This window comes from Lentibacillus sp. (assembly GCF_035301675.1).
Taxonomy (GTDB): Bacteria; Bacillota; Bacilli; order Bacillales; family Amphibacillaceae; genus Lentibacillus.
Genome location: NZ_DATGTT010000031.1, coordinates 65,963 through 78,914, shown reverse-complemented (window position 1 = coordinate 78,914; position 12,952 = coordinate 65,963). Strand labels below are relative to the sequence as shown.

The following is a 12,952-nucleotide window of genomic DNA, read 5'->3' as shown; positions in this document are numbered from 1 at the left end:
CAATATCCATATGACCAGTTGGATTGTCACTGTCTGGTTTAGTAAGCTCCATTAATTTATCCAATCCTTGTTGATAACGATCTTCTGCCACGTTAAAATCCTCCTTGATTTATAATAAGCTATTTTATTTCATCAATAATGTTTGAGATTTTGCTTAAAGTGTCGGTCAGTGGAAATGATGATAACCATTTCACACTAAATGAAAATCTGTTTTTTTCCTAACAAGACTAGTATATAACCTTTATCAAGATAAGTAAACTGAATAATGACTGAATTCATACTCTTGCGTACTTCATCCCCAGTGGTTTAATTTCATTTTTGAGCAAACATCACTATATTTGAAGGGATTTCTCAAAATAGAAATTGGCTTATCGAAGTTCGATAAGCCATTTCCATGCATGTTGTATTATTTTGTTAATGCGATTTTTATATGGACTAAGTGATGCTCTTCATGCCAAGCTAATTTTGCAACTTTTGTTGCAACTGTTATTTCACCGTTTTCCTGCTGAGTAAAAGTTCGATCTAATTGCTCTTCAGTTAAACTATACCCTAAAGATACGATGCGCTCATTTATGCCTTCTAGCATTTTAATAGAGCTTTCTATAGGAAGCTTTGTATCCGGTTGAATAGCCCACTTTTCTTGATCAAAAGCTGGTACTGTTGGATTCTCATCTGTTAAAGCCAGCTTCAAACGTTGATACATGTTCAACTGAGAATCTGCAATGTGGTGAACAAGTTGATGAACTGTCCAACTATCATCACGATATGTTCTTCTTAATTCCTCATCACTTAATGAGTCAACAGTTTCTCTTAATCGAATCGTGTAAGTTTCAATTTCCTTCAGCCACTCTTGAATATTTTCTAATGTTACGTTTTTAGGAACTTGTAATTTCCCAATTGGATATCTTAGATCCATTTTTCAACCCCTTTTTCCCTATTCGTTATTTTTTCACTTATATATTACGCAACTTTCGCAGACTAAAAATACGCTTTAATTGAACTGCGGCACCATCCATTGGCTCCTGCATTATGTTCCTTGACAACACAATAAAGGAAACACACCCCGACTTTTGGTATCGTTTAATTATGCAGAAAAAACGACCAATAGCGAGGTGCCTACTACTATGATAGCGAATCATGACATGAATAATCAACTGCCAAAAGCTTTAAAAGCCGTATTTGATGAATTGGGCATTTTAAACACTTAAGAAATGCCGGGATTACAATGGGTCTGGGATTTTCATGGGCTATATATTCAAGCTGATATTCAGCCTGATTTTAGGAAAAAACTGGTACATTCTTCTGCAAGTCATAGCTGTTTTGCCCAACAAATTAACCTACATATCGTAATGCAGAAAAACATTCATATCAATAAATGACTACCAATCGATAGTCATTTTTGTTTACATTTTTAATGTTTGTGACAGGTAATGGAACGGGTAACTGATTTTGCCCTGCCTTTTCCAGTAAATGCTATAAAATTTTATCCAAAAATTCTTTTGTCCGCTCTGATTGCGGATTGGAAAATAATTGTTCCGGAACACCTTCTTCAACAATCACCCCTTCGTCCATAAACAATACCCTGTCACCGACTTCACGGGCAAATCCCATCTCATGTGTCACCACAAACATTGTCATCCCTTCGTTTGCCAGCTGTTTCATTACTTCCAGAACCTCGCCGACCAATTCAGGATCCAATGCAGACGTCGGTTCATCAAACAGCATCATCTTCGGTTCCATCGCCAGTGCACGGGCAATCGCAACCCGCTGCTGCTGTCCGCCTGATAATTGCTGTGGGTACTGTTCAGCTTTATCCGCCAAGCCGACTTTTTCAAGCAAATCCATTGATCTTTTCCGCGCTTCCTCATCCGTAATTTTACGCACTTTTTGCGGTGCAAGCATCAGATTTTCAATCACTTTTTTATGCGGAAAAAGGTTGAACTGCTGGAAAACCATCCCCACTTCTGTTCGCACCATATTGATATCGGTCTTTGGATCATTCAGATTATTCCCGTCGACGACAACTTCACCACTCGTGATCGGCTCAAGCATGTTGAGACAGCGGAGAAATGTACTTTTTCCTGAACCGCTTGGACCGATGACGCAAACCACCTCAGACGGTTCAATCTTACAGTCGATTCCTTTTAAAACCTCGTTATCGCCAAATTGTTTGTGTAAATCCTTAACGGTAATCATCAGATATCCAGCCTCCTTTCCATTCGCTGCAGAACAAAGGACAATGTTAATGTTATGGCAAGGTAAAAGACAGCCACCGTTGTATAGATTTCAACAGCGTTAAAATGGTTTGCTGCAATCAAGCGCCCCTGGAAGATCAATTCCGGCACTAAAATCACAGATAACAGTGATGTATCTTTAATACTGATAATAAATTGGTTGCCGAGTGGTGGAATCATTCGCTTAAAAGCTTGTGGCCAAATGATATAGCGCATGGCTTGTCCATGATTTAACCCGAGTGAGCGGGCGGCTTCCATTTGCCCTTTATCGATCGACTGGACAGCCCCTCGCACAATTTCGGCAATGTATGCCCCGGAGTTCAGAGCAATGACAACAATACCAGCTGAAATCGACGCTATTTCAAACTGGATAATAAGAGGCAGTGCAAAATAAATCCAAATCGCCTGCACCAATACAGGGGTTCCCCGGATAACCTCGATATACACGACGGATATCCCCCGAATGATTTTGCTTTTGGAAATACGGCCGAGCCCAAATATTCCGCCTAAAATAAATCCGATCAAAAGCCCGACAACAGATATTAATAAGGTATAATACAAACCGGTCATTAACTGCGGCAGAAACTCAACAACGCCTGCCCAATTAAATCTTCCTATCATTCGATCACCTCTTTTAAAACTTGAATGAGCGCTGTGCCTTTTGCGGCAAAATCTTTGTTGCACTTATACAGACAGAAAGCATTTACGCGTTCCCGTCTGCCAAAAAGAAAAAACTAAGACCTATCAATACTAATGGCGATAAGCCTTAGTTCTTCTTTTTTTTAATTAACACAGCTATATTATTCAGGTGCTTTTCCAAACCATTTTTCGTAAATTTCATCGTATGTGCCATTTTCTTTCAATGTTGCCAGTGCATCATTGATGGCGGTCACCAGTTCTTCCTGTCCTTTGGAAATAGCAATACCGTAATCTTCAGCCTGATACAGGTCTCCAACTACTTTCAAGTTGTCACCGGTAGTCTGAATATAGTAATTGACATTAGGCGCATCATACAGAACAGCATCCGCGCTGCCATTCTCAACAGCTAAATAAGCTTGATCAAGCTGCTCAAACTGACTGGGATCAGCATTATCGATATTTTCCTCAATATATGCTGCACTCGTTGAGCCAAGACGTGTTGCAATCGTTTTCTCTTCCAGATCCTCAATACCGTTTATGTCCTCGTTATCACTTGGAACACCGATAGCAAGACCTGATTCATAATATGGGTCACTGTAATCAATTTTCTCTGCACGTTCTTCCGTTATACTGATACCGGCAATCGCAATGTCAAAAGAACCTGTCTGCAGCCCAGGGATAATACCATCGAAATTGGTTACTTCCAGTTCGATGTCAAAACCCGCTTCATCAGCAACCGCATTAATCAAATCAATATCAAATCCGACATACTCACCGTCTTCTTCAAACTCAAATGGGACAAAGGATGAGTCCGTTGCGACTGTATAGGAATCCTGCAGCTCACTGTTGTCTCCCGAATCGTCTGATCCTTCTTCAGCACCCTCTGATTCATTGCTTGACCCCCCACACGCTGCCAGGAAAGTCATGAGCCCAAATAAAATAAATAGGGTCGTGAATCGTTTCCAGTATGTTTGCATCAGTCGAATTCTCCTCCCCTGAAGATTTCTATTAGTTTATCATAACCTATCTTAACAGTAAACGGATTTTTAAGAAAATTCTTTATTTGTTGATTTTCCATCATTCATGTAAAAGTTAAACGCTTATACTTTTTAATACAAGCGTATGCTAAGGATTGCTTTGAAATGCTAGTGATTAGAGGAGAATCATGTGGTTATTTATCGAATAATTGCTGAATTTCTAATGACTGAAAGATGATCAGTTATTTAGGCGCCTATCCCTTTTTTACGAACCGGTCCGACAGACAAAATATTGGTCCGTTTAAACGTTCTTATGTGACGCCGTGAATAACAATATGCGTTAATCGTATCAGCTTTGATGCTTAAAATGCGGACAACCCTGTACGTTATGTTATCGTCTGCGTCCAAATAAATCATTTCCAGCTTTTGTCCGGTTTGCGTCGCTTTAAACAGTAAACGATCCATAACAGTAACCCCCACGAGAACTATTGTTCGTATTATACCATTAAACGATAACCTAAGCAAACAAACGTTCCTATGCTTAACCAAAAAAACCGCAAACCCCATTCGTTACAAGGTTTACGGTTTTCAATCAGTTATTTTTCCACCGGTGGCATACTTAAGATGATTTTTCCGATATTTCGATTATCTTCCATATGCTGGTGGGCTTCGTTTGCCTTTTCAAGCGGGAATGTAACATCGATTACCGGCCGGATGCTTGTCTGCTCCAGATATGTTCCGGCAGCCTTGATGAATTCCTGGCTCAACTCAGCTTTGTATACATCGCTTCTTGGCGTCAATAATGTTCCTGTCAGCTGAATGTATTTAGACATGATTGACATTAAATTTACTTTTTCAAGCTCGCCGCCGCCAAGTACACCAATGAGAACCCAGCGCCCTTCATTTTTAATGCTGGCTAGATTCTTATCCCAGTAATCGGCACCAATAAAGTCAAGGATCAGGTCGGCTCCCTCGCCGTCAGTTGCTTTTAAAACTTCTTCATCAAATGCTTGCGTCTTGTAATTGATCAGAATATCAGCACCGAGCTCCCGACAAAAGTCCAGCTTTCTCGTCGATCCGGCTGTTACAATTACCTTCGCATCAGAAAGCTGTTTGGCCAACTGAATGGCGGCTGTCCCAACACCGCTTGCACCTGCATGGATCAGGACGGTTTCCTGTTTTTGCAATTTGCCGATCCAATAGAGTGTTTGGTAGGCTGTCAGGAAAACTTCAGGAATGGCAGCCGCTTCCATAAACGATAGCGATTCCGGAATTGTCATTGCCCGATCGGCCGGCATGACGGCATATTCAGCATATCCGCCACCATATACCAGGCCCATAACGCGGTCACCCGGAGAAAAAAACGAGCTGCCATACGCTTCAGCCACCGTACCGGCCACTTCAACCCCCAGTACCGGGTTGGATGCATAGCCTGATTTTCCTTCACGGGTCGCGATATCCGTACGATTAACACCTGCATGACTCACCTTTATAAGCAGCTCACCTTGTTTTATTTCAGGTTCAGCTATATCGGACAATTCCAGTGATCTGTCCGATTGGTTGACGATAACACCTTTCATGAAAAACTCCCCCTTAACATTTTGATTAAAACACCATATTGGTATATTACCGCTCGGCAATCAATCAACCCGCATTTAAGCAGTCATTCCTCGCTGGTATCCTCTTCCTGCTCCCCAGTTCCTTCTTCGTCTGTTTGAACATCGTCAAGATCAAGCCAGGAAAGCATTTCATGAACAACTGTATTGATTTTTTCATCGACCATGTCACTGCCATACTTGATTTTGGCACGTTCGATATTTACCAGTACTTCTTCCTTAAAATGAATAATCGGCTCATCTGCCTCCAGATTGTTGAACAAATCAAGAATCTCATCCAATGCTTTATCAAAGCGCTTTGTTTCCAAATCGGTCGCCTTCATTGATATCACCCATTTATAGCCTGTCCAAAATTGACGAAACTAAAGGCTTCCTGTGCAGTTCAATCTTTCTGCATTGGCTAAATCCTCGCTGGGCCGCTATAGTTCGTGCTCATCAGCGGGGTTTTGGAATTCTATCAGCGCACCTTGTGATTCTATCAGCGCATGTCGACATTCGAGTCAGACGTTTTGATACTGTGGCCATTTCTAATTGCTTTAACATGACTAAAAACCCGTCAGTTATCATGACAACTGATGGGCTCTTGTTTTATCGTAATTTATTCACATATTGCCGCTTATGATCCGTAACGCCTGCCAGGCAGATTTTTGCAGGGTCGTTATTGATATCCAGTTCAACTCGGGAGCCATCGGTTGGCAATGTTTCTTCAAAAATAGCCTCATATTCGTCAACCGTTACTTCTTTTCGTGCTGCAAACAGCTCAGCATGCTGCTTAACATGCAGATGGTCCCTGTAGTCGTTTTGCAGGATACCTGTAAAGAATTCACCTACTGCACCCGAACCGTAGCTGAACAGACCGATGCGTGAACCTGCTGCCAAATCATCTTTTTGTTCAAGCAGAGACAGCAGGCTTAAATAAAGTGAACCGGTGTAAATATTCCCGACATTCCGGTTGTAGCCAGTGCTTAATTGATAGTTCGCCTTCAACCGTTCCTGCACGTCTTCTGTTGTTTCCTCAAGAACCGGCTTTAACGCTTTTTTGCCCATTTTTGTATATGGCAAATGGAAAGTGATGGCTTCAAAGTTCTCAAGCCCCAGACCGGATTTCGCTTTGTACTGTTGCCAGACTTTGGAAAAGAATGCCATATATTGCTCATTGGATAATTTGCCGTCCGCAAATGCTTTGTCAGAGTATACGGGACGCCAGAAATCCATAATGTCGGATGTGACATAAACACTTTGATCTTCGAGGGACATGATGTGAGGGGCGGCACTAACCAACAATGCAACCGCTCCGGCTCCCTGTGTTGCTTCCCCTGGCGTATTCAAACCATAACGGGCAATATCCGAACCCAACACGAGCACCTTGCTCTCCGGGTTCATGGCAATATGGGCTTTAGCCATTTGAATGCCTGCCGTTGCTCCATAGCACGCCTGTTTAACCTCAATCGCCCGGGCATACGGGTTCAATCCAAGAAGCTCATGGACGTAAACAGCAGCTGACTTGGAACTATCGACCCCTGTTTCCGTCCCGAAAATAACAAAATCTATGTCATTTTTATCCTGCTCATCCAAAATTCCCAGTGCTGCATTTGCCGCCAGTGTGACCGCATCCTGGGTGATCGGGGCAACCGCCATCTTATCCTGCCCGATACCAATTGTAAATTTATCCGGGTCCACGTTTCTACGGTCAGCCAGTTTGGTCATATCAACATATAAATGTGGTGCGTAAAAGCCTATCTTATCAATTCCGATCTTCAACATTTCGTCTCCTTTTCCACATTAAATTTCTACAGTTAAATAGTCATATTATAACATACTATAAAACAGGTTGAACGATTTTTGCTGCTGGCATTTTCAGACTGCTGCATTTGGGTGGAATCAGCGTTTGCTTGGCAGATATACTTGGCGATTGGCTGATATACCGGTAATTTGGGCAATAAATTTAAAATTGGTTGATATCCCTAGCACCCGGTTGAAAATTAGTCGATATATCCGAATTCCGGTTGATATGGAAACTGTCCGGTCTGCGAAAACATTTGGTTGCCTATTTCAAGTTCCAATAAGATGATTGGATGTCCACAGCACGTTGAACGGATTCTTTTTGATGCGGATAAATCGGTCCTTCATGAAAGCCAAGGTCAAACGGGTCATCCACCTGACTGTACTTCCCGCGTAATGCTTCAATTACCCGCAATGTGCAAAAGGGAGCATATGCTGTACTGTACCCGCCCTCATGACAGGCAATTAACCGGCCATTGCTATGTTTATCAGCGAGTCTTCTGATATGCTTGCTCATTTGAAAATAACCGTCCGCCGTCAACAGCATCCGTCCAATTGGATCAAACCGGCTTGCGTCCTGTCCGGCTGAAACAAAAATCAATTCCGGTTCATACTGTTCAATGATCGGCACTATTAAATGATCAAACGTATAACGATAACCTTCATCCCCCGTCCCGGCCGGCAGTTCAATGTTGACATTATACCCCTCGCCATGACCTTTTCCAGTGTATGTTATGGCACCACGATCTTTCGGGAAAATATTTTCCTGATGAACGGAGATAAACAATACGTCAGAATCACCTTCAAAAGCGGTCTCTGTTCCGTTGCCATGGTGAACATCCCAATCAAGAATCAGGATACGCTTCAGTCCATATTTCTTGCGCGCATATTTGGCTGCAATGGCCACATTGTTAAACAGACAAAAGCCCATCCCCTCTTCAGGTTCAGCATGGTGACCAGGCGGCCGCACAAGGGCATATGCGTTTTGAACACGTTCCTCCATGACGGCATCGACTGACGTCAGCACACCACCTGCAGACTTCAGGGCAATTTCATAAGAATCCGGCCCGACAATCGCATGAACACCTGCATCACCACCGCCCGCATCACTCAATTCCTTAATCCGGTCAATATATGTCGTACTGTGATTCATGGCAATTTCCTCACGGGTTGCCGATCTTGGTGCAATCTGGTGCAATTCATCCATATACTTGGAACGCTCAAGCAAATTTTTAATACGGCGCTTCGTTTCCGGATTCTCCGCATGGGTATCCGCCTGAATCCACCCGCCGGACCGCTTATTCAAAGCGCCATTCCCCATCTGATGCCAGAAATAACTTTCATCACATATAAAGCCCGTAATTGCTGACACATTATCGCCTCCATCAAGTAATTACCCGCTATCCCTTTATATCAGTGAAACTTCATTCAGCGGGGCGTCCTTGGTTTTCCATCATTTTATAGATGTCAGTCGTCTCCAAGTGCAAGGGTTTTAAGCGAATCCATAAAAATCCTTGCACTTATATTCGACACAAAGCGCCTGAATCCCTTTTTAATCGTGTATTTTATTAGGATGCCTATACCCGAATGAGTCCCCGCTCCAAGCAATCATTTATGCCGCTTTTTTAAAGCAATGCCCCCAAATGCGTATTTTTTTCGATTATAGGAGTGAAACCGACTATATTTTTTGAAAGTGAATCGGTGCTCTTTTAACTATAATCGTATGAAAATGGGTTTTGGGGGCATTTTATATCAAATTAATATGATTTAATGAACCTTTAATAGAACCAAATCAATTATGAACTCTGCATGAATCCCTACCAAATAAATAAGTTAATATTGGAATAATATAGAACTTCTGCGTCAATACTAATTTAACGACAAAGTTAACAAAATATTACATTTTACACGATGTCAATTAATCAATAATATGTAAAGATATATATGATATGACCATTGTTATAAAGAAATGAGGAGGAAATAAAATGTCGTTAATTGGAAAAGAAGTAGCACCATTTAAAGCACAAGCTTTCAGAGAAGGCGATGATTTTATTGAGGTGACTGAAGAAGATTTGAAAGGTCACTGGAGTGTCGTTTGCTTTTATCCGGCAGACTTTTCATTCGTTTGCCCAACAGAACTTGAAGACCTGCAAAATCAATACGCTAAACTGCAGGAGCTTGGAGTAGAAGTTTACTCTGTATCCACAGACAGTCATTTCGTTCATAAAGCATGGCATGATCATTCAGAAGCAATCAGCAAAATTACATATACGATGATTGGGGACCCATCTCACGAAATTTCCCGCAGCTTCGACGTGCTGATTGAAGAAAAAGGGGTAGCGGACCGCGGCACATTCATCATTGACCCTGATGGTGTCATTCAGGCTGCTGAAATTAACGCTGATGGCATCGGCCGTGACGCAAGCACACTTATCGATAAAGTTAAAGCGGCACAATACGTTCGCAAAAACCCTGGTGAAGTTTGCCCCGCTAAATGGCAAGAAGGGGACGAAACGCTTAAGCCAAGCCTCGATCTTGTAGGTAAAATTTAAGGAGTTCGATAAATCATGCTGGATAAGGATATCAAATCACAATTAGAACAATATCTTCAGCTATTGGAAGGTGACATCGTTCTTAAAGTCAGTGCCGGCTCAGATGATGTATCCAAACAAATGCTGGAACTGGTGGATGAGTTGGCATCCATCTCTTCCAAAATTAAAATTGAAAAAACAGAATTAAAACGAACACCAAGCTTCAGTGTGAACCGTGCAGGCGAAGATACCGGTATCACATTTGCCGGTGTTCCTTTGGGTCATGAATTTACGTCATTAGTTATGGCACTTATCCAAGTGAGCGGACGACCACCAAAAGTGGAGCAGAGCGTCATTGACCGGATTAAAGCGATTGAGGACAATTGTCATTTTGAAACGTATGTCAGTCTGAGCTGTCATAACTGCCCTGTTGTTGTTCAGGCATTAAACATCATGAGTGTGCTGAACCCTCGTATTTCACATACCATGATTGAAGGCAGCGCTTTTAAAGATGAAGTGGACAGCAAAAATATCATGGGTGTGCCGACAATCTTCTTAAACGGCGAAGAATGGGGCAGCGGACGTATGGAACTGGGCGAAATCCTTGCCGAATTAGGCAGTGGTCCTGATGCGTCCGAATTTAAAGATAAAGATCCATTTGATGTGCTTGTTGTAGGTGGCGGCCCGGCGGGCAACAGTGCTGCCATTTATGCGGCACGTAAAGGCATTCGTACAGGCGTCTTAACTGACCGTGTTGGTGGTCAGGTTCTGGATACAAATACCATTGAGAACTTCATCAGTGTCAAACAGACAGATGGGCCCAAACTTGCAGCTAATCTTGGAGACCATGTAAATGATTACAATGTTGATGTAATGGATCAGGTGCAAGCAACAAACATTGAAAAGAAAGCTGACTACATTGAAGTTGAACTGGAAAATGGAGCAGTTCTGCAAAGTAAAACAGCCATCCTTTCAACAGGTGCACGCTGGCGCCAAATCGGGGTTCCGGGCGAAAAGGAATTTAAAAATAAAGGGGTTGCCTATTGTCCACACTGTGATGCGCCATTGTTTGAAGGGAAACATGTGGCTGTTATTGGCGGCGGAAACTCTGGTACCGAAGCAGCGATTGATCTTGCCGGAGTTGTTAAGCATGTCACCGTTCTTGAATTTTCGCCGGAATTAAAAGCTGATTCTGTACTTCAATATCGTCTATACAGTCTCCCGAATGTTACAGTTATCACCAGCGCTCAAACAACAGAAATTAACGGAGACGAGACAGTCAACGGTATTACTTACATAGACCGTGAAACAGAGGAAACGCGCCATATTGAATTGGAAGGCGTCTTTGTTCAGATTGGTCTCGTACCAAATACGGAGTGGCTCGACGATTCGATTGAGCGTATAAAAACCGGTGAAATTGTTGTCGATAAAAAAGGTGCAACAAGTGTACCAGGCATTTTTGCTGCAGGCGACTGTACAGACAGTGCCTATAAACAGATCATCATTTCCATGGGGCATGGTGCAACAGCTGCTTTAGGCGCATTTGATTATTTAATACGAAATACATCGCCTGCCAAGAGTGGTGTAGCTACATCCTGATACTAATTTTTAAAAGTCGCTTTACAACCAATTCAGCTGTAAAGCGACTTTTTTTATCAAAAGTTAAGTCCGATTGGTTCCTCAGACAGAGAATTGAACAGTATTCAAAATGGTCCTGAATGATTCATAGAAATTCAAAGATGACCTATGAATCATTGTTCACCTGTGTTGATCATGCATCACATTTGCAGTTTTTAATAATCGTCCACTAGCCACAAGCGGCAAATCACAGCAGTAGTCTTTGATATAATCGTGATTTATGGCACATTCAAAACCACTTTTTAGTATTATCATTTAGGGTGATGGGTTAATATTAACTGTAAAACACATCAAAATGTGGAGGGATTAAATCATGGATAATGAAAAGGCAGACCGATTGCGCGTGATGCTTCAGGAGTCTTTACAACCAATCATTGAACGTTTGGACCGTATGGAAAAAGAAATTCAGGAGCTGAAAGACCAGAAAGAAAAGGAATAATAGCGGGATCCGCATTCTAACGGATGATACAAAAAATCTGTACCCTTTCATATTAAAGGGATACAGATTTTTTAAATGATGATTCCGAGTGGGCTCGAACCACCGACCTCCACCCTGTCAAGGTGGCGCTCTCCCTGCTGAGCTACGGAATCATGTTTCATATGAAATTATCGACAAGTATTACTATAAAACAAATGATCATGTCTTGTCAATCTTTTTTTATTTTTTACCTGTCAATAGGGCAAAAAATTGTTTCACCCTTCACCCATACTTCCCTTTCCTGTATCAATGATCAGCGAATAATCATCATCTCGAACTGCCGCATAGAAAATCTGACGACGATCAGGATAGCCGGCATCAGCAAGCTCTTGACGCAGCCATTGTTCATTCTTATTGATAAGCTGCAAATTTTGCTGCTGGATTTTACCTTCGATGATCACTGCTATCGGAAGCCCATGATAGGATGTTTCAATCTCCAATTGTTTCGGTGTAACAGGAGCGATACTCTGTTGCGGAACAATGCTTATGCCGCCATTAGGCTCGATGATCGCATAATCGATTAACGATATATCCGGGTAGCCCTTTTCCCGCACTTCTGATAATAGTTCAGAAAGTGTAAACTGTGACCTTTTTAAATTTTTCCGTACAAATTTTCCATGTTTAATGACAATCGTTGGTTTGCCGACAAAAATCCTGTTTAATCCGTTAAACAGCATAAGCCTGGAAAATCCGATATGCACAATACCGACAACCACCAGACCGGTTACGGTGTATACAAGATTCTCTGTAACGACCGGACCTGTCGCCAGTGTAATCACAAAAAAGATTCCCGCCAAATCATGTGCTGTCAATTGGGCAAAAGCTGATTTTCCCATCGACCGGATGATAATAATCGTTATGAAATATAAAAGAACTATTTTTCCAATGAACAAAAGCATTTGTTGACCTCACCTTTGCAATGACTTTAGTTATATTATCTGCTTGTTCTGTACAAATATAAGTTCCCGTATTGGCCACCAGAGCATTCGGCTGAAGCTCACCATCTCCCGTCTGAAGTGTTCACAATTTGGAGGCTGCGGCAGCAAAAACAAGCGAT

The 12,952-nt window shown here is 42.0% G+C and carries 13 protein-coding genes and 1 tRNA gene; 3 read left to right on the top strand and 11 right to left on the bottom strand.

From position 1 onward, the window contains the following. Positions 1-406: 406 nt before the first annotated feature. The 9 genes from VK097_RS04905 to VK097_RS04865 all read right to left on the bottom strand — a co-directional run bounded on the left by VK097_RS04905 (position 407) and on the right by VK097_RS04865 (position 8,620). On the bottom strand, positions 407-916 hold the full coding sequence (locus VK097_RS04905) for a YfiT family bacillithiol transferase (protein ID WP_324210685.1): 510 nt from the start codon (positions 914-916) through the stop codon (positions 407-409). A 557-nt stretch (positions 917-1,473) separates the two neighbouring features. After that, positions 1,474-2,196 (bottom strand): amino acid ABC transporter ATP-binding protein, encoded by a 723-nt coding sequence (locus VK097_RS04900; protein ID WP_324210684.1) that lies wholly within the window; start codon positions 2,194-2,196, stop codon positions 1,474-1,476. Further along, a complete protein-coding gene (locus VK097_RS04895) occupies positions 2,196-2,855 on the bottom strand; it encodes an amino acid ABC transporter permease (protein ID WP_324210683.1) in 660 nt (219 codons plus the stop codon). The genes VK097_RS04900 and VK097_RS04895 overlap by 1 nt, the downstream gene beginning before the upstream one ends. Before the next feature lie 179 nt (positions 2,856-3,034). Further along, positions 3,035-3,850: a glutamine ABC transporter substrate-binding protein gene (locus VK097_RS04890; RefSeq protein ID WP_324210682.1), complete on the bottom strand. Its 816-nt coding sequence runs from the start codon at positions 3,848-3,850 to the stop codon at positions 3,035-3,037. A gap of 246 nt (positions 3,851-4,096) precedes the next feature. Continuing rightward, positions 4,097-4,315, bottom strand: a complete 219-nt coding sequence (locus VK097_RS04885) for a hypothetical protein (RefSeq protein WP_324210681.1) — start codon at positions 4,313-4,315, stop codon at positions 4,097-4,099. Between the two features lie 131 nt (positions 4,316-4,446). Beyond that, positions 4,447-5,430 carry an NAD(P)H-quinone oxidoreductase gene (locus tag VK097_RS04880; protein ID WP_324210680.1) on the bottom strand — a complete coding sequence of 328 codons (984 nt, stop codon included), beginning with the start codon at positions 5,428-5,430 and terminating at the stop codon, positions 4,447-4,449. An 83-nt stretch (positions 5,431-5,513) separates the two neighbouring features. Next, positions 5,514-5,789: a hypothetical protein gene (locus tag VK097_RS04875; protein WP_324210679.1), complete on the bottom strand. Its 276-nt coding sequence runs from the start codon at positions 5,787-5,789 to the stop codon at positions 5,514-5,516. Positions 5,790-6,054: 265 nt separating this feature from the next. After that, positions 6,055-7,227 (bottom strand): hydroxymethylglutaryl-CoA synthase, encoded by a 1,173-nt coding sequence (locus VK097_RS04870; protein ID WP_324210678.1) that lies wholly within the window; start codon positions 7,225-7,227, stop codon positions 6,055-6,057. A 286-nt stretch (positions 7,228-7,513) separates the two neighbouring features. After that, positions 7,514-8,620, bottom strand: a complete 1,107-nt coding sequence (locus tag VK097_RS04865) for a class II histone deacetylase (protein WP_324210677.1) — start codon at positions 8,618-8,620, stop codon at positions 7,514-7,516. Between the two features lie 613 nt (positions 8,621-9,233). On the opposite strand from VK097_RS04865, the gene ahpC reads away from it, so the two are divergent. The 3 genes from ahpC to VK097_RS04850 all read left to right on the top strand — a co-directional run bounded on the left by ahpC (position 9,234) and on the right by VK097_RS04850 (position 11,856). Continuing rightward, positions 9,234-9,800, top strand: a complete 567-nt coding sequence (gene ahpC, locus VK097_RS04860) for an alkyl hydroperoxide reductase subunit C (RefSeq protein ID WP_324210676.1) — start codon at positions 9,234-9,236, stop codon at positions 9,798-9,800. Between the two features lie 12 nt (positions 9,801-9,812). Next, positions 9,813-11,378 (top strand): alkyl hydroperoxide reductase subunit F, encoded by a 1,566-nt coding sequence (ahpF, locus tag VK097_RS04855; protein ID WP_324210690.1) that lies wholly within the window; start codon positions 9,813-9,815, stop codon positions 11,376-11,378. 352 nt (positions 11,379-11,730) lie between these two features. Continuing rightward, positions 11,731-11,856, top strand: a complete 126-nt coding sequence (locus VK097_RS04850) for a hypothetical protein (RefSeq protein ID WP_324210675.1) — start codon at positions 11,731-11,733, stop codon at positions 11,854-11,856. 79 nt (positions 11,857-11,935) lie between these two features. Here the strand turns inward: VK097_RS04850 and VK097_RS04845 are convergent. Next, positions 11,936-12,008: transfer RNA gene (locus tag VK097_RS04845), tRNA-Val, on the bottom strand. 102 nt (positions 12,009-12,110) lie between these two features. Beyond that, the gene (locus VK097_RS04840; RefSeq protein WP_324210674.1) at positions 12,111-12,794 is read right to left on the bottom strand and encodes a DUF421 domain-containing protein; all 684 of its coding nucleotides are present in this window, start codon (positions 12,792-12,794) and stop codon (positions 12,111-12,113) included. Positions 12,795-12,952 lie beyond the last annotated feature (158 nt).